Here is an 18,329-nt window from a genome sequence, read left to right as displayed (position 1 = left end):
CATATTAATAAAAACGACGCTGGACACTTTTATTCGGCGTTCTACACTTATCTTAAATCTTGTTTACTCGCTATTTTCTTTCGCTTTTGGGCAACTGTCTGCGCAGCAGAATGGGTCTGCATTTTCACGGAATCAGGAACGCCGGAACTATGGATTTTTATTTTTCCCGTTTTGAACATCGTCGTCCTCCGGAACCGTTAACAACACCGCGTTGGGTCATGATGACCTGGCAGGTATTAGCGGTCGCGGCACTTATTCTGGGTGCAAATTATATTTACTGGCGCTGGACCGCCTCCCTGAATACTGACGCACTATGGTATGCCATACCGCTGGTCCTCGCCGAAACGCTGGCGTGGATAGGGACCGTGCTGTTTACCATCAACTTATGGAAAGAACAGGATCTCCCCCAGTGTCCGCCCCCCGGCGAAATTAACGAATGCCTGTTTCCGGAAGAGGCCGTAGAACCTCGTCCTGTTAAAGTGGATTTGTTCATTGCCACCTACTCGGAAGACACCGAGCTGGTCAGGCTGTCCATTCGCGACGCCCTGAAGATGGCCTACCCGTACCCGATTGACTACCGGATCCACGTGCTTGATGACGGCCGCCGCCCGGAGATGAAAGCCGTCTGCGACGAGGAAGGCGTTAACTATATCAGCCGCCAGACCAACATCGGCTTTAAGGCCGGCAACCTGCGCAACGGTCTTGAGCAAACCGACGGTGATTTCATTGTTATCTGCGACGCCGATACCCGCGTATTTCCCACCCTGCTCAGCCATACGCTGGGCTATTTTCGCGATCCGGACGTGGCCTGGGTGCAGACGCCGCAGTGGTTCTTCGACCTTCCGGAAGGAGAAAATCTTTCACGCTGGGGCCAGCGAAAAGCCGGAAAAGTGGGCTACGGTCTGGGCTGGCTGATTCAAAAGTGCGTTGGCCCGGTGACCGTAGGCCGCGACCCGTTTTTTAACGATCCGCGCATGTTCTATGACGTGATCCTGCGGCGGCGCAACTGGGCGAACGCGGCTTTCTGCTGCGGCGCGGCCTCCATCCACCGGCGCGAGGCGGTCATGCAGGCCGCGCTGAGAAGCTACGTCTGGTCCGTCGAAGAGGAGATCCATCGCCACACCCGCGACATCCGCGATGAAGAAACCCGCGAAGCGCTGCAGGAGGCGATGCGCCCGCACGTGGCGTTTGACACCGAGCTCACCCCCTACAAATTTCACGTCTCCGAAGATATTTACACCTCGGTGCTGCTGCACGGTGACGCCGCGCGACGCTGGCGCTCGGTCATGCATCCGCGGGTGGAGTCGAAGATGCTCTCTCCTCAGGATATGCTGACCTGGATGATCCAGCGCTTTAAATACGCCGCCGGCTCGCTGGATATTTTGTTCCATGACAATATCTTCAGCCGTCGCCGCTTCCGGCTTTCCCTCCCCCAGACGCTGATGTATGCCACCACCTTCTGGTCTTACATGGCCTGCGTGTGGAACACGGTATTTTTGATTTCGCCCATTATCTATCTGTTCACCGGCATTCCGCCGGTATCCGCATGGTCGACGCCGTTCTATCTCCACTTTCTCCCCTTTTTTATCTTCTCTGAACTGGCGTTTATGTTCGGGACATGGGGGATCTCTGCCTGGGACGGCAGGGCCTCTTACCTCTCCTTCTTTTCCATGAACCTGCGCGCGCTCAATACCGTGCTGCGGGGCGAGCAGATCAAATTTCACGTCACGCCAAAAGAGCGGCAGACGGGCCGTTTTCTCTACCTGGTGAAGCCGCAGATTGCCATTGTGGTGCTGACCCTCGCAGGGCTTATCTGGGGCGGTATTCAGGTGGCGCGTGGACAGGTGGACGACCCCTCCGGCTACGTCATCAATATTTTCTGGGGAGGGGTGAACATCGCCGCCATGCTGCCGCTGATTTTCGCGGCCATGTGGACGCCCGCCGAAGAGGATGAGGTCACCCAATGAGGATACGTGATGCCCTGCTGCCCGCGCGCAGCTACCTCACCATTTTGCTCGGGTTCCTGCTCGGCTTTGCCATTGTGGTCTGGGTGGAGAAACAGATGCCCACGCGCGTGGAAAGCAGCGGCGGCATCGCGCTCAGCAAAGACTTCCCGCCGCTGCCTGCGAAACGCGCCCTGACCTATGACGAAGCCATCTGGGCGCGGGTCGCCTGGCAATACTACGTGAATAATACCCAGCCAAACGGGCTGGCGAATGCCAGCGACGGTGAACCCTGGCTGAGCCTCTGGAGCGTGGGAAGCTACCTGTTGGCGACCGCTGCCGCAGAGCAGCTCAACATTATTTCCGCCGATGAGTTCGACGAGAGGATCGGTACGGCCCTGTTCGCGCTGGGGCAGCTGCCGCTCAACGAGCGAGGCCTGCCAGCCGCGTATTACCATGCCGACACCCTGAAAATCCTCGGCAAACCCGACGCCTCGGCAATTGGGCTGAGCCGCCTGCTGACGGCGCTTCAGACCCTCCTGTGGCGCTATCCTCAGCACGCGGCGGCTATCCACGATCTCTTCAGCCTCTGGAACACCGGCGCTCTGATTGAACATAACGTTCAAAGCCAGGCGGCCGTGCCGCTCCATAACTGGACGCTGACCGATGACGAACAGCGGGACAGCTTTGGCTACCGTCTCTATGCCAGCCATACGCTGCGCCTGATTGACAGCGCGGCAGGCCTCGCGGTAACCAACCCGCCTGAAGGGCAAAAGATGATCGATCTGGACGGCGTGATGGTGCCGGATGAAGGGCTACGCACGCCCTGGGGCAAGCAAACCTCCCTGATCAGTCTCCCCTACCTGTTAACCGGCCTTGAACTGGGCTTTGACGCGCAGAGCGCTGAGATTGCGTGGCGGATTATGCAGATCCAGCAGCGGCGTCATAGCCTGCGCAGCCCAAAACAGCCTGTCAGCACGGATTACGCCGAACCGGCGCCGGATTACGTCAACGATCTGCCGAACAGGCAGCCGGTACAGGCGCGCAACCTGCGCGACGAGGTGCCGGAGAAAGTGGCAATTACCTCCACCCGCACCGCGTTTGCCTGGTATGCCCTGTTCCGCAACAGCTGGAGCGAAGCGCTGCGCCAGCAGGTTCTGCCGCTTCAGGTACCGGGTAAAGGCTGGCAGCGCGGATTAAATCTCAACAACAGCGTCAATGCCGTCGTGGACGCCGATACCAATGCCATTGTGCTGGAAAGTCTGTCTTACATCGCGCATGGTCAGATGCTCTGTCTGGCCTGCCTCTACACTTCCCCCTCAGCAGGAGCAACGCCATGAAGCCACGATCCCCGATCCTTTTCCACCTGCTCACGGGAATAACGATCTGCTGGCTGGCGTTATCGACCGTGCGTGCGGACACCGAGCTTCCTGCATCAGGTTTCTCCCCGCGCAGCGGCGAGCTGACGGTCCGAGAGATGACCATCGCGAAAAACGCCTGGCAGTATTTCGTCACCAACTATCAGCCCACGACGGGCCTGGTGAATGCGGTCAACAAATTTCCCTCCACCACCATGTGGGACAGCGCCTCCTATCTGGCCGCCCTGACGGCGGCGCGCGAGCTCGGGATCATTGATAAAGCGGAATTTGACCGCCGGATGCTGAAATTTCTCGCCACGTTAAACACCCTGGTACTGTTCCGCAACGAGCTACCCAACAAGGCCTATAACACCATCAGCGCCCAGAAGGTGGACTACACCAACAAGCCCGGCGAAATTGGCTTCTCAGCGCTGGATATCGGGCGAATGCTGGTCTGGCTGAAAATCGTCAAAGAGCGCTATCCGGAATACGGCAACAGCATTGATAACGTGGTGCTCGGCTGGGATTTCAGCCACGCGATCGACCCCTGCGGCACGCTGTACGGGGCCTATCTCGAGAACGGCCAGCCGAAGTACGTTCAGGAAGGTCGGCTGGGCTATGAAGAGTACGGCGCGGCCGGGTTCCAGCTTTGGGGGTTTAATACCTGTAAAGCCAGCCGTCCGCAGCCTTATGAGCTGGCCGAAATCTACTGCGTGCTGGTCCCGTACGATACGCGCGACCCGCGCAACACGTCGCAGCATAACTACGTGGTGACGGAATCCTACCTGCTCTATGGGCTGGAGTTCGGCTTTGATAAACCGACCGACCGGGATAACGCCCCGCGCGACTACTCCCTGACGTGGATGAAAAACTTTGCTGACCGCGTTTATCAGGCTCAGGAGAATCGCTATACCATTACCGGCGTCCTCACCGCGCGCTCCGAGCACCAGCTCGATAAGGCTCCTTACTTCGTCTATGACACCGTCTTCAGCGACGGATACAACTGGAACACCATTACCGATAAAGGCCAGTTCGTCCCCAACGCTGCCGCAATATCGCTGAAGGCGGCGCTGGGCATGTGGGTGCTGTGGAACTCCCCCTATACCGACCGCCTGCTGAATACCATTGAGAATGCCAACGAAGAGGGAAAAGGCTACTACGAAGGGCTGTATGAAAACGGTGACGGCCCGATCAAAGAGTTCACCGCGAACAATAACGGCATTATGCTGGAAGCCCTGCTGTTCAAGAAAGAGGGAAAACTGCTGGCCTTCAACACCGACAACCCAAAGAGCAAGGATTTTGCCCCCTCGCTGTGGGATCGCAAGCTGCTCGATCAGTTTGAAGAGAACAACGCGCTGCGCAGCCGTCCGTTCCTTAGCAGCACACCGGCCATAAAAAGCTGGTGCGACCGGACGGGCGTCACGCAGCGTACCAAACCCGCCTGTCAGGCCTGTCAGTGCGCGTCATGCAGCGTGGACGAGCCCGTTAAACTGCCTCCGGTGACTGCGCAATGCTTAAAACCTTAGCCAGAGGGCTCGCGGGATTACTCCTTGCAGGCGGGGTCATTTTTGCCCTGTTTGGCCATCAGGGCGCAGGCTGGCGCTGGCTAATCCACGGCGGCTGGCACTCCAGCGCGCGTATCGCCGCCCTGACGCCGGAAGAGCAGACGTGGGCGACGATCGCCTGGCGCTATTTCGTCAATAATACCCAGCCGCAAACGGGCCTGGTCAACGGGAGCGACAAACAGCCCCGCGTCACGCTCTGGCAAATGGGCGATACGCTTATCGCCCTGCTGGCGGCAAAAGAGCTGGGGCTGATTGAGGACGCCGAGTATGACGCTCGCTTAACCCGTCTCATGGGCACCCTTAACCGCCTGATGCTGACCGATGCCCGAACGCCGGGTCGACTCTATTCCAGCCAGACTGCGACGCCAGTCGACTTTAGCGGCAAGCCCAGCAAAAACGGCTGGTCCGCGCGCGACATGGCGCGTCTGATGCTCGCCCTGCGCCTTACCGCAGAGCGGGAGCCGCAGTACAGCGAATACCTGGATAAAATTATCCTGCGCTGGAATTTCTGCCCGGTCATCGATAGCGAAGGCGAGCTATGGTCCTCTTCCCTGCAAAACGGTCAGCCGGTCGTGCGGGAGGAACTGCGGCTGGGCGAAAGTGAATATGCCGCGACGGCGTTTCAGCTGTGGGGATTTTCCCCGGCTAAAGCGTTTACGCCCCCGGCGCACCACGTCATCATCGCCCAGCGGCGTCTGGCCGTCGATGCCCGCGATCCGCGCACCACGTGGCAGCCCTCTCTGATTACCACCCTTCCCTATATGCTGCCGGGCCTGGAGTTTGGCTGGGAGCCAGAAGGCGTTGCGGCCGATCTGCAACAGCGTCTGCGCAAGCAGGCCGAAAACGTCTGGCTGAGCCAGAAGACCCGCTGGGAGACCGATAAAATCCTGACGGCCAGGGCAGATTTCACGCTCTCTCAGGCGCCCTGGCATATCCAGGATACCGTCTGGGGAAATGGCTATGCCTGGAACTCAGTCGGAGACGATGGCCGGGACTACACCCGTTTCGCACAGGTATCGACCAAAGCGGTTTTTGCCCTGTGGGCGCTGTGGGACACCCCGTACACCGACGTGCTGATGACGGTCACCAAACACCTTAACGATCCGCAGAAAGGCTGGTATGAAGGCCGTCAGGAAGCCACGGGCGATACCAACGCTGCCTTAACCCTCTCGACCAACGCCACGGTGCTGGAAGCCCTCTTCTTTAAACACAACGCCGGGCCTCTGTTTGACGTGCGTCGGTCGAAGAAAGAGAGCTACTTCTCACGCCGCCTGGCAGAGCAATACACGCCCATCGGGCACTGTCTGCCGGGCGAAAGCACCATAAGGAGGACGCCGTGAAGTTCTATCGCGATCTGTTTGAATCAAGCCTGAACCGCGTCTTTCCGAATAATGAAAAAACCGCGTTTTTTCAGACGTTCTATGACGCCTTCGTCCATATGTCACCCGAAACCGAGGCGCATTTTTCTCGTCTGCCGGATCGGGAGGGTCAGCAGACCCTGTTTAAAAGCTTCTTCGCCATGCTTGCGGTCGACGGCGCCCTGATCGTCCCTGATTTTCTCGAGCGCCTGGCGCGGGAGCAAAGCGACGACGGCCTCCACCTTCCCCCGCGGTTTTTTGCCCTTTGGCGCGAAGCGATGTTGAATGCGGTGAGCCTGCGCGATCCGCAGTGCGACGATGAGATCCTCACCGCCTGGGCCATGGCGATCGCGCCCGGGCTGGAATACCTTCGCCGACAGGCAGAACTGCACTACCGCGCGTAGGGGGAATCACGATGAGTTCATTCACGTACGATCTTAACGCGCTGCCGGCCGCCGTCATGATTTATGACCGCGAGGAACGCCTTCAGGCCTGGAATCACAACGTGGCCCTGTTTTATCCGGTCATAACCCCGTGGCTGACGGTGGGAACGACACTTGAGGCGCTGGCGGAACGCTTTATCGATGCCGTTTACAACGTCGACCCCGGCCTGCGGCAGACGCTGCGCGAGTCGATCGTGCGCAACTGTCGGCAGGATAAACACTGCGAGGTGCGCCAGGCGGGCCAGCGGCGGATCTTCGTCCAGCATCAGCGGCTTGCGGACGGTGGTATTGTCAGCCTGCACAGCGATGTTACGGAGCTGGATGAAGCGCAGCGCGCGCGCCACCAGCTGCATGACGACTTTCTGCTGACGGCGGAATCCATTCATATCGGGATCTGGGACTGGCAGGTTTCCGGCGACACGCTCCAGGTCAACGATACCCTGCTTGCCATGCTGGGCCAGTCGCGCACACAGTGGCGATATCCGGTGCGTTTTCTCCTCAATCAGGTCCACGAGGACGATCGCGCAGCGCTACGCAAGGCGCTGCACGCTTCGAAGCAGGATCATCGTCCGGTCTTTGAATGTGAAATTCGCGTGCATCACCCTACCGAAGGACTGCGCTGGATGCTGCTGTCCGGCCAGGTGGTTACGCTCTCCATTGAGGGAAACGCAGAGCGCGTTATTGGCACGCTGCAGGATATTACGCGGCGCAAAGAGGCTGAAATTCAGGCGTTCGCCTCGGCCATTGAGGCACAAAAAGCCAATGAGGCCAAAAGCGCGTTCCTGGCGAATATGAGCCATGAAATTCGTACCCCGATGAACGGCATTATTGGCATGACCCAGCTGTGCCTGGATACGTCTCTGAGCGCCGATCAGCGCGACTATCTGACCCTGGTGATGAGCTCTGCCCAGTCTCTGCTGCATATCATCAACGATATTCTCGACTTTTCCCGAATTGAAGCCGGCAAAGTGGAGCTGGAGACGGAACCCGTTCCTGTCCGCCCCTTTATTCAGTCGCTCATTCGTCCGCACATGCCGGGGGCGAGCGAAAAAGGCATCGAGCTGCTGGTTGATATTGCGCCCGACGTTCCCGACGTGCTGCTGGTTGACGGCGCGCGGCTGCGCCAAATCCTGACCAATCTGCTGGGCAACGCGCTGAAATTTACCCATCAGGGAGAAGTTATCCTGGTGGTTGAGCCCGGCGATAGCGCGGGCAGATGGCGTTTTCGCGTGCGCGACAGCGGCATTGGCATACCGGCAGATAAGCAGAAGGCCATTTTTGAAGCCTTCAGCCAGGCGGACAACTCAACCACCCGCCGCTACGGCGGCACGGGGCTCGGGCTAACCATCTCGGCAAGACTGGTTGCGGCCATGGGGGGCGAATTAACGGTCTCCAGCGAGCCGGGAAAAGGAAGCGAATTTTCGTTCTCGCTGCCCCTGGCGGCGCAGACCCTTGCGCCCGGAGAGCGCCCACATAGCCAGCGCTTTAACGGTGAACCCGTGCTGGTGGTTGATGATAACGCGACCAACCTGCGGCTGCTGGCCGCGATGCTCAGCCAGATGGGACTGAAACCCACCTGCGTTAACAACGCCAGCGAGGCCATTGACCGGGTTAGAACGGGAACGGCGTGGCCCCTGATCCTGCTGGACGCGCAGATGCCGGATATGGACGGCGTGTCTCTGGCCCTTGAGCTTTCGGTTCTGCCGCAGGTTGCTGAAAGCCATATCATCATGCTGAGCTCCATGAGCCGACATTTTGATATCAATATGCTGAAGCGGATCGGAATCAAGAACTATCTGCATAAGCCTATCGCCCAGGATGAATTACATCAGGCGATTGCCGCCGCGTTTGAACGTTCGCCAGCACCCGTGGGTGAAAGCACGCCCGCGCCTGTCGCCTCGCCTGCAGCCACGGGACTGCGGATCCTGCTGGCTGAAGATAATCTGGTCAACCAGAAGGTCGCCGCGCGCCTGCTCGAGCGGCTCGGCCATAGCTGTCAGATCGTCGACAATGGCGTCGCGCTGCTGGAACGCTGGCGCGCGGATGCGTGGGACGTTTTACTGATCGACCTTCAGATGCCAGAGATGGACGGTGAGACCGCCATTCGCCTGCTTCGTGAAGAAGAGCAGTCTCGGCCCGGACCGCCTCAACCCACCGTCGCCATGACCGCACACGCCATGCAGGGGGATAAAGAGCGCTGCCTGAACATGGGGTTCGACGGCTATATTGCCAAACCCATCAGCCAGGAGCGTCTCGCTGAAGAGATTGCCCGCGTGCTCCAGCACCACGAAGACGCCTCCGGTTTTCCGGATGAAGCACGCCTGCTGAAGCAGTGTGCTGACGATCCCACCCTGGTACAAGAGCTGCTGGCCCTGTTTGGCGAAGGGCTAAATGAAGCAATCAAAACCATTACCCAGGCGATCGACAGCAACGACCGCGAGGCGCTGCGACGAGCGGCCCACAAGCTGCGCGGAGAAGCCGTCACCCTGGACTTCAGCACGCTCGCACAGCAGTTGCAGGTGCTGGAAAGCGACGCGCATACGCTGGATGGGCGCCAGCTTGCGGCCCTGAAAGAAAATCTTCGCCAGGAATCGCTGCGCCTGATGGCGTGGCTCAACGCGCGCGGGGTAAACAAATGAACGCTCGCAACTGCACGCTGCTCGTTGCCCTGTTGACCACCCACGCGGTGGCGAACTCTGCGCCGGTCAGCTGGTCTCTGGCCGGAGAATGGCAGGTTCAGGATGCCAATGACAGCGCACGTCCTGCCGCATCAGGCTGGCACCCGCTTCAGGTTCCTGCCAACTGGTACAGCGCCGGGTACGATCATCAGGGCGCGCTGTGGTACAAGCACGCGTTTTCCCTGCCCGTGCAGCCCCCTGACGTGATGAGTACCCTGGTGTTTGACGGCGTCGATTACCTGGCAGAGGTGACCCTGAACGGCCAGCCGCTGGGCAAGCATGAGGGCTACTTTCAGCGCTTTTCGCTGGACGCCAGCCCGGCGTTACAACGTCACAATCGACTCGTCGTCAGGGTAGGCAGCCCCTACGAAGATCCGCACACGATCTGGCCTTTGCATAAAACGGCCATGAAGGGGGTTCTTAATCAGCATGACACGCGTCCCGGTGGCGCCTGGTCGCCGGAAGGACAGGACGCAAACTCGGGCGGCATCTGGGCACCGGTCCGGCTGCACCTTAGCCGGGGCGCCACCCTTGATGAGACCATCCTGCGCCCCGACTGGTCGCAGGGGCTGACTCGCCCGACGCTAAAAGCGGAGATTCGCTATCGCGCGCTCGGTCAGGGCCCGGCGACCGTGCGGCTCACCGCCACACCCGCCAACTTCAGCGGCAGGCCCTATCAGGCTGACTTTCCGGTTACTCTCGAAAGCGGTGCCCATTCCGTTCAGGTGAAGCTGCCCATGCCGAAGGCAAAGCTGTGGTGGCCCGTCGGTACCGGAAAACCCCACCTGTATACCGTTCGCGTGGCGTTGCGGGATGAAAACGGCCTGATGGATAAGGCGGTAACCCGCACCGGGCTGCGCAAAATCGTCGAGCAGGCCGACAATAAGGGCTGGCTCATAAACGACAGGCGCCTTTTTATTAAGGGCAGCAATTACATCGGTTCCCCCTGGCTCGGCACCATGACGCGGAAAAAATACCGACGCGACCTTCGTCTGGTGGAAGCCATGAACGCCAACGCCATACGCGTGCACGGACACGTTGCCGGACGTGCGTTGTATGACGTGGCCGATGAGATGGGCATGATGATCTGGCAGGATGTTCCGCTGCAGTGGGGCTACAATAACAGTGCGGCTTTCACGGAAAATGCGGTTCGACAGACGCGGGAGATGATCGAACAGTTTGGCAATTCCCCCGCCATCATCGTCTGGGGCGGGCATAACGAACCGCCGTGGAATTCGCCGTGGATGGAAAAACGCTTCCCGGACTGGAATAAAGATCTGAATCGCGAACTCACGAAGCGTGTAGCGGATACGCTTGCCGAAGATACCTCCCGCATCGTGCACCGCTTCTCCGCCGTTGAGGAGCATTACTGGGCGGGCTGGTACTTCGGCACCGTGCGCGACCTGCTGGCACCAGCCAAAACGGGGATCATCACAGAGTTCGGCGCGCAGGCGCTTCCCCGCCTGTCAACGCTAAAAACCATCATCCCGGCGGCGTCGCTCTGGCCAAAAACGACCGCCGCCGACGATCCCGGCTGGACCGTCTGGAAATACCATAATTTTCAGCCCTTCCAGACCTTTAAGTTTGCCGGTATTTCGCGTGGGGACAACATTCAGGCGATGATCCGCAATACTCAGGCGTACCAGTCGCAGCTGGTGGCCACGGCGGCAGAGAGCTACCGTCGACAGCGCTACCAGCCGGTGACGGCCCTGTTCCACTTCATGTTTGTGGAAACCTGGCCCTCCATCAACTGGGGCGTGGTGGACTACCTGCGTATGCCTAAAGCCGGGTTTTACGCCTTAAAACGCGCCTACCAGCCTGTTTTGCCGTCCATTGAACCGGTCACCGCGCAGTGGCAATCCGGCGCGGCGGCGACCGTGCGTCTGTGGGCCATCAACGACACCTGGAAACCGTGCAGCGAATGCCGCCTGACCTGGCGCATCACGCAGCGCGACAAGGTGCTGGCTAAAGGCACGACGACGATGACGATCGCACCAGACTCGGGAACGATGGTCAAAACGCTGACGGCTACGCCCGTGGGCCAGGACGACGTGTCGATTCGGTTTACGATTGAAAACAGCGCGGGAAAAATTGTCGGTGAAAATCAGCGCACGGAGTCCGTCATAAAGTGAGCGAGGGGAAAAGGAAAATTGCCGCTTCCCCTGCTTTCTTGTACCCTTTCAGCGTTTACCCCAATCCCCTAAAAATCGAGACATCCGGACGCCTATGACTGCACACATTTCCAAAGATCCTTTACATGGCGTAACGCTGGAGATGATGGTCAACGCCCTGGTGGCGAAGTATGGCTGGAGCGAATTGGGCGACCGCATCAAAATTAACTGTTTCAGAAAAGATCCCAGCGTTAAATCGAGCCTGAAATTCCTGCGCCGCACCCCGTGGGCGCGCGCGGAAGTTGAAGCCCTGTATCTGGACTCCCTCAACGATGAGGAAAGCGCAGAACAGGCGGCGCCCGCCTTTAATCCCTGGGCTAACAGTCGGATTATCAAGAGCTAATACGCAAATGACGCGACACGTAAAACGGATCGGTGCGCTGGCTGCCTGCGCGCTTTTACTTGTAAGCTGCTCCTCAAAACCACCTAAATCACTGGTTACCCCTCTTCCCACCGCCAGCAAACCGACGCAGCAGGCAAACGAGCCGATGCGCGGGGTCTGGCTGGCGACCGTCTCTCGTCTCGACTGGCCGCCGGTAGCCTCGGTGAATGGCCGCAGCGCCGACCAGCGCATCACCATGCAAAAGCAGGCGCTGATCGGCAAGCTCGACAACCTTAAGCGCCTCGGCATCAATACGATATTTTTCCAGGTGAAGCCGGACAGCACCGCGCTCTGGTCATCAAAAATTCTACCGTGGTCAGATATGCTGACGGGCAACATCGGCGAATATCCGGGTTACGACCCGCTGCAGTTTATGCTGGATGAAGCGCACAAGCGCGGCATGAAGGTTCATGCCTGGTTCAACCCTTACCGCGTGTCGACCAATACTAAGCCCTCAACCATCGCCGCCCTGAACCGGACTTCATATCTGACCCCGTCCAGCGTCTATGTTCAGCACCCGGAATGGGTACGCGTCTCCGGCGATCGTTTTGTTCTCGACCCGGGCATTCCCGAAGTGCGCGACTGGATAACCAAAGTGGTGACCGAAGTGGTGGCAAACTACCCGGTAGACGGCGTGCAGTTTGATGATTACTTTTACGCTGAATCGCCGGGATCTGCGCTCAACGACGCGCAAACCTGGCGGCAGTACGGCCAGGGATTTGCCTCAAAAGCCGACTGGCGCAGACACAATACGCAGCAGCTGATCGTGCAGGTCTCCCGCGCGATCAAGCAGACCAGGCCCAACGTGGAGTTTGGCGTCAGCCCGGCGGGCGTGTGGCGGAACCGCTCCTTTGACCCGGCGGGTTCGGACACGCGCGGCGCCGCGGCCTACGATGAATCCTACGCCGATACGCGTCAGTGGGTGCAGCAGGGCCTGCTGGACTACATTGCCCCGCAGATATACTGGCCCTTCTCCCGGGACGCCGCGCGCTACGACGTGCTGACCAAATGGTGGGCCGACGTCGTCAAGCCGACCCACACCCGCCTGTATATCGGTATCGCGTTTTACAAGGTGGGCGAACCGTCGAAAAATGAGCCGGACTGGACGGTACAGGGCGGCGTGCCGGAGCTGAAAAAACAGCTCGACCTTAACGATTCGCTGCCCAACGTGAACGGCACCATCCTGTTCCGGGAAGATTACCTGAACCAGCCGCAGACCCAGCAGGCGGTGAACTACCTCAAAGGACGCTGGGGTAGTTAAGTGACTATCAGGCAGAAACACCCCGTTTCTGCCTGATTTTTTACGGCTTCGGCCCGAACATCGCCTCAAGCTGCTGCGCGTCCGGCATACCGACCACCTGCTGCAACTCGTTTTCCGCATTCAGATAGTAAATGGCCGGCGTGGCGTTAGCGCCGAGGCTGTCCATCAGCGCCTGGTGTTTCTGCAGGATCGCTACCGTTTCGCGGGAAGCGTCCCCTTCAGGTTTTGGCAATTTTTTCCCACCGGAAAGCTCGTATTCGCGCCAGGCCGAAACCGGATCTTTCGCATTCAGGATCGCAGAGGCGTTGCGCCCGCTGTTGGGGTTAAGAAACGCCACCAGCAGCGTGTTGAGCTGAACCTTGCCTGCCTTCACCCACGGCTGCGCTTCGGCCCAGAACTGCTTGCAGTATGGGCAGAACGGATCGGCGAAGACGAAGACCTTACGCGGGGCGTTATCTGCCCCTTCCTTCAGGGGATGTGCCGCGTTGAGGTTCTTCCACATCTCGCGCCCCATCGGAGCGTAGATCTCTTTCTGGAAATAGCCTTCGCTGAGGTTTTTTCCTTTGTCATCGTACAGATAGCCCGAAATAACGTGTTTGCCGTCCGGGGTTAAAAACAGCGTCACGCCCATGTCCTGATATTGCCCCAGCCAGGCCGGTGCGCCGCCGGGGGCATCCAGTTTCTTAATGATTTTGATCTGCTGCTGCTCGCTGAACTGCTTCACCACATCCGGTATGGCATCAGCGGCCTGGGCCAGCCCTGAGGTCGCCAGCGCCGAAAGTAACAGTAATTTTTTCATTTCCCTCTCCGGTTTGTCGGGGGCATTCCGCCCCCCTCAGGTTAGCGGTTTTTCAGTGCGTCACTGACCATTTCGTCGAACTGTTCAAAAGGAACCCAGCCGGGCAGCAGCCCTTCGCCGATAAGCGTGGCGGGCGTGCCCTGAATTCCCATTTTTTCAGCGACGATCAGGCTGCGTTTGATCGACACCATGCTCTCATCATCCGGCGCGGTGACGCTCACCCCCGCGCGCTTTTGTGCCTCCTGAATGCTGGCGTCATCGTGGTACCCCTTTTTGGCCATCAGGGTATGGTTAAATTTCATAAACTGCTCGGGATGCGCGCGCCAGACGGTTAACGCGTCGCGCGCGGCGGTCAGCGAACTTTCCGAGCGGAAAGGTAAAAACTTAAAGACCACCGCCACATCAGGGTGTTTTTCGACGATCTTCTCCAGGTAAGGATCGAATTTCTTACAGTACGGGCAGTTATAGTCGGTAAACACCACCAGGGTAAGCTTTGGATTTTTCGCGCCAATACGCGGCGAATCCGGATCGTTAAACAGGAAATCAGCGATCATCTTCTGCGCGCGCTGTTCCTGGTCCGGCGTCAGCGGCTGGGCTGCCATCACCTGAGTCGAGGCCAGCAGGAGCATAAGCGTAATAAAGAATTTTTTCATAATGCATTAGCCTTTTGCGTTGTTCAGGGTGGTGACCAGGGTGCGCTTGTCCAGCAGCGGCGAGAGGATCTCTCCGCCAGGCGTGCCGGGGCCATAGACCTCATTAAAGGGAATGGCGTAGCGGTTTCGCTTCGCGAGAAACTCCGCGATAAGCGCGGAGGGCTGGCTCCAGTCTCCGCGCAGGGCCACCACGTCCGGCTGACTCAGCGCGGCAATAACGTCCGGCTGACGCAGTACCCGGTGCTCGTTAACTTTGCAGGTCACGCACCAGTCCGCCGAGATATCCACAAACACCCGTTTCCCCTGCGCCAGAGCCTGCTCAATGGCCTCCTCGCTGAGCGGCTGCCACGGGATGGTCTGTGCGACGCTTTGCGTGGTGGCATCTGACGGTGAGTTAAGCAACCCGCGCAGCTGATACCCGCCGAACACCGACAGCGCGATGACCACGACCCAGAACAACGGCGAGGAGGCTTGCCCCTTCTTCGCAAACAGCGCCAGCGCGATAACGATCAGCACCAGCATCACGATCTGGCTGACCGCCTCGCCCAGATGCAGGCTCAGCAGCGTGACCAGCCAGAGGCTGGAGGCCAGCATCATCAGGCCCAGGATCGTTTTGAGCGTGTTCATCCAGCGGCCGGGTTTTGGCAGCAGCATGGCCGTTTTCGGCACCAGGGCCACAAACAGCCACGGCAGGCTCATGCCCACGCCCAGCATCAGGAAAATAAGCCACAGGGAATGCAGCGGCGCGCCAAGGGCAAAGGCAACCGCCGTACCGAGGAACGGCGCGGAGCACGGCGTGGCAAGTAGCGTGGCGAACATCCCTTCGCAGAAACTGCCACCAAGCCCTGTGCCCCCTGCCGTTGCCAGCCGCCCGGCGGCGGCAGAAGGGAGCAGCATCTCAAACGCCCCAAACAGGTTTAGCGCAAAGAGGAAGGTGACGGCGACCATCAGGCCGATAAACCACGGGTTCTGGAACTGAATGCCCCACCCCAGCGACGCCCCGGTCAGCTTAAGCGCGGTCACCATCGCGGCGAGCAGCGCAAAGGAGGTGAGGATCCCGGCGCTGGTGGCCAGGAAGCGCAGCCTGATGGCGCGCCTGTCCGATCCCGCCTGCAGGATGCTGTTAAGCTTCATGCCCATTACCGGCAGCACGCAGGGCATCAGGTTCAGGATCAATCCGCCCAGCAGGGCAAAAAGCACCATTTTACCCGTTCCTTCAGGCGCGGAAGACTCTGCGGGAGTTGCCCCAACGGTCATGGTGGTTTGCTGCGCGTTACCGCCATTGGTCAGCACAAATGACAGCCTCTTGCCTTCCAGCGAGGCGGGTTTATCGCCCCATTCGTCGGTCACGGTTACCGTCACACGAAGCGTGTTGCCGTCGTGCTTAATGGCCGGCTCGCCGGGGAGAATGTCACCCTCCAGCGGGTCAAAGTAGATCCCCGGATTGTCCCACTTCCCATCCGTCGTGCCGGTAATCACCAGCTTGTCGCCAGCGAGCCATGCGGAGAGATCCGTGGATACGCCAGACGTGCCCGGAACGGCGCGCATCGCTTGCTCGAAGGCGGCCTGGAAGCCGTCATCCACCGGCTGGGTAAAATTGAGATGCAGCGGGTAGTCCGTCAGCAGGCAGACGTTGCTGCAGGTGGAGAGCGTGAGCGTTCCATTGAGCGCGTCGCTCTTCACCCCGTCGAGAACGATCGGAATCGTGACCTTATCGTGATACCCCTGCGTGGTCATGCCGGAGATATCGAAGCGCGAAGGAACCGGCCAAGACCAGCTATCCGTTACGCCTTCCGGCCAGCTGATTTTTGGCGCGACGCCGCCCTCGCCCGGCGATCGCCAGTAGGTTTTCCAGCCGGGCTTTAGCTCAACGGTGAGCAGGCCCTTAATGTGCGTTTGTTCCCTTTCCGCCTGAAAGCGGATGCGGGCGTGATCGTTTTGTGGGGAGACCTGCCAGCCGGTGTCTGCCGCATGGGCAATGCCGATGCAGGACAGCCACAGGAGGACGAATCCCCTGAAGAGGTTAACCATGTATTACTCCGTGAACAGTGAAAAATTATCGTGTGGTGACGATGATTTTCATTCACGGAAAACGCAGTTTTTAAGGTGTATTCGGGGAGGCGGTGCCTGAACCGGCTGTTCCGCGGGAGCGAATGCCCGCCCTTGCGTCAGCAGCTGTAACAGCGCGAAGAAGATAATGATAGCCGGCAGCGCGCCGTCGAAGAACAGCGGCTGGGCACAAAGAAGCGACTGGGCGCCCAGCTGGCAGGGCGATGGCCCGGACTGCTCGGTGCTACTTTGGGTTGGGGCATCTGCACTCAGTGAAATCTGCGGATCCAGTCCCTGTAAAAAATGGTTGAGCATCACCGCACGCTGCACGAGGCAAATCGCCATCGCGAGACAGGTGATGATCAAAAGCCATTTTCCGAGGAGCTGACGGTTGCGCATAATATTCCAGAGTAACAAGACGCCCCGATCATAAACGATAGTGATGAATCTACAAGTGCCGGAAGTGTAAGGTTTTGTCTGTCGCCACTATTCCCCCGTCAGCGCGTCGTAGATATCCCGCAGCCGCGTGCGCAGAAACAGCACCGCCTTGTGCTTGCGGGATAACAGCGCCTGCTCGCTGGCCCCCGTCTCCTCAGCCAGCATTTTAATGCTGTAGCCGTGCAGCTCGGTCTTTTCAAACACCTCCCGCTGCGGTGGCGGGAGTTCTGACAGCGCCTGCCCCAGCTCTTCCCACAGCAGCGTTTTGAGATACTCCTCCTCCGGCGTTTGCGGTACGCCGAACAGGGTTTCGGCCAGCTCGTCCTCGGGAAAACCCTCTTCGTCTTCGCCCGTAAAATAGCCGGAGAGCGGCACCTCGCGCTTTTTACGCGCCCGGTCTGTCATCTCGTTACGCGCCGCGCGGAACAGCCAGGCCGCGACGTTTTCGACCGGCTGCTCCACTTTCATCAGCTGATACGTGACTTCCTGCAAAATGTCGTCGGCATCATCGCGAACGGACGTCCGTCCGCGAATGAAGGCTTTCAGCCGGGCGCGGCAGGCGTTGAGCGCCGACATCAGCATGGATCCGCCCGCCTCCCCGGCTTTCATTTCGCTCACTCTGCTTCCGGGGTTTTGGGCGCGGCGTCATCGCGCTTATCGTCACGATGGCCGTGCCAGCCGCAGTGACCGCGACCGTGGCGACCAAATCCTTCGCGACGCTGCTGAATAAACGCCTCGCGCTGTTCGGGCGTCATGTTCATCCAGCGCTCGTGCATCCGGCGGTGCGCGCCAAACATCCCCGGGCGGAAACCTAATCCGCCGAACAGAATGCGGCTCAGCACCAGAATCCCCAGCGCCTGCCAGAAACCAATGGCCTTCACGCCGAGGATCGCCGGAAGCAAGGCGTTCCACAGGGACATCACCAGCAGGCCGAGCACGATGAAAATCACCGCGCCGATGATTAAGCCCTTGCCCATACGGTGGCGACCGAATCCGCGCCCGTGACCTCTGCCGTGCAGTTCAAAATCTCTCATGGTGTTTACCTCGTGTGCAGTAACTGATTATGGCTTGTGATGAGGTAGACGGATGAGGGGGGGAAATATTGCTGGGGTGAATGAAATAATTACTCTGGCCGCACATTCGCGGTTATTGCCCGGCGGCGCGCTGACGCTTGCACGGGCCTACAGGTTTCGTAGGCCGGGTAAGCGTCAGCGCCACCCGGCACGTGTCA

At 59.3% G+C, this 18,329-nt stretch carries 15 protein-coding genes; 9 read left to right on the top strand and 6 right to left on the bottom strand.

Features of this window, described 5'->3' with window-relative positions:
* The first annotated feature begins 149 nt into the window (after positions 1–149).
* The 9 genes from IM295_RS16735 (at position 150) to IM295_RS16695 (ending at position 13,159) form a co-directional block, all read left to right on the top strand.
* On the top strand, positions 150–1,967 hold the full coding sequence (locus IM295_RS16735; protein ID WP_193066994.1) for a glycosyltransferase: 1,818 nt from the start codon (positions 150–152) through the stop codon (positions 1,965–1,967).
* On the top strand, positions 1,964–3,283 hold the full coding sequence (locus tag IM295_RS16730; RefSeq protein ID WP_193066993.1) for a DUF3131 domain-containing protein: 1,320 nt from the start codon (positions 1,964–1,966) through the stop codon (positions 3,281–3,283). Before IM295_RS16735 ends, IM295_RS16730 begins: the two co-directional genes overlap by 4 nt.
* A complete protein-coding gene (locus IM295_RS16725; protein WP_193066992.1) occupies positions 3,280–4,827 on the top strand; it encodes a DUF3131 domain-containing protein in 1,548 nt (515 codons plus the stop codon). The genes IM295_RS16730 and IM295_RS16725 overlap by 4 nt, the downstream gene beginning before the upstream one ends.
* The gene (locus IM295_RS16720) at positions 4,812–6,206 is read left to right on the top strand and encodes a DUF3131 domain-containing protein (RefSeq protein WP_193051616.1); all 1,395 of its coding nucleotides are present in this window, start codon (positions 4,812–4,814) and stop codon (positions 6,204–6,206) included. Before IM295_RS16725 ends, IM295_RS16720 begins: the two co-directional genes overlap by 16 nt.
* Entirely contained in the window at positions 6,203–6,628 is a 426-nt protein-coding gene (locus tag IM295_RS16715) for a hypothetical protein (protein WP_028013202.1), read from the top strand. The genes IM295_RS16720 and IM295_RS16715 overlap by 4 nt, the downstream gene beginning before the upstream one ends.
* Before the next feature lie 11 nt (positions 6,629–6,639).
* The gene (locus IM295_RS16710) at positions 6,640–9,306 is read left to right on the top strand and encodes a PAS domain-containing hybrid sensor histidine kinase/response regulator (RefSeq protein ID WP_193066991.1); all 2,667 of its coding nucleotides are present in this window, start codon (positions 6,640–6,642) and stop codon (positions 9,304–9,306) included.
* Positions 9,303–11,477: a glycoside hydrolase family 2 TIM barrel-domain containing protein gene (locus IM295_RS16705; protein ID WP_193066990.1), complete on the top strand. Its 2,175-nt coding sequence runs from the start codon at positions 9,303–9,305 to the stop codon at positions 11,475–11,477. The genes IM295_RS16710 and IM295_RS16705 overlap by 4 nt, the downstream gene beginning before the upstream one ends.
* Before the next feature lie 94 nt (positions 11,478–11,571).
* Entirely contained in the window at positions 11,572–11,859 is a 288-nt protein-coding gene (locus tag IM295_RS16700; protein ID WP_041909918.1) for a VF530 family DNA-binding protein, read from the top strand.
* Between the two features lie 7 nt (positions 11,860–11,866).
* The gene (locus IM295_RS16695; protein WP_059357571.1) at positions 11,867–13,159 is read left to right on the top strand and encodes a glycoside hydrolase family 10 protein; all 1,293 of its coding nucleotides are present in this window, start codon (positions 11,867–11,869) and stop codon (positions 13,157–13,159) included.
* 40 nt (positions 13,160–13,199) lie between these two features.
* Here the strand turns inward: IM295_RS16695 and dsbG are convergent, their stop codons facing one another.
* From dsbG to IM295_RS16665, 6 genes are all read right to left on the bottom strand, one after another.
* Positions 13,200–13,958, bottom strand: coding sequence for a thiol:disulfide interchange protein DsbG (gene dsbG / locus IM295_RS16690; RefSeq protein ID WP_059357572.1), 759 nt, complete (start codon positions 13,956–13,958; stop codon positions 13,200–13,202).
* 41 nt (positions 13,959–13,999) lie between these two features.
* Positions 14,000–14,611 carry a DsbA family protein gene (locus IM295_RS16685; RefSeq protein ID WP_048958256.1) on the bottom strand — a complete coding sequence of 204 codons (612 nt, stop codon included), beginning with the start codon at positions 14,609–14,611 and terminating at the stop codon, positions 14,000–14,002.
* Between the two features lie 6 nt (positions 14,612–14,617).
* Positions 14,618–16,642: a protein-disulfide reductase DsbD gene (locus tag IM295_RS16680; protein ID WP_193066989.1), complete on the bottom strand. Its 2,025-nt coding sequence runs from the start codon at positions 16,640–16,642 to the stop codon at positions 14,618–14,620.
* Positions 16,643–16,690: 48 nt separating this feature from the next.
* Complete coding sequence (locus tag IM295_RS16675; RefSeq protein WP_028013210.1) at positions 16,691–17,059, bottom strand: hypothetical protein; 369 nt, start codon at positions 17,057–17,059, stop codon at positions 16,691–16,693.
* Positions 17,060–17,146: 87 nt separating this feature from the next.
* Positions 17,147–17,707, bottom strand: coding sequence for an RNA polymerase sigma factor (locus IM295_RS16670; protein WP_045630592.1), 561 nt, complete (start codon positions 17,705–17,707; stop codon positions 17,147–17,149).
* 5 nt (positions 17,708–17,712) lie between these two features.
* Positions 17,713–18,132: a hypothetical protein gene (locus tag IM295_RS16665; RefSeq protein ID WP_059357577.1), complete on the bottom strand. Its 420-nt coding sequence runs from the start codon at positions 18,130–18,132 to the stop codon at positions 17,713–17,715.
* Positions 18,133–18,329: the final 197 nt, after the last annotated feature.

This window comes from Enterobacter cloacae complex sp. P14RS, assembly GCF_014895895.1.
GTDB lineage: Bacteria > Pseudomonadota > Gammaproteobacteria > Enterobacterales > Enterobacteriaceae > Enterobacter > Enterobacter bugandensis.
The sequence above is the reverse complement of the archived record's forward strand: the minus strand, read 5'-3'. Positions and strand labels throughout refer to the sequence as shown.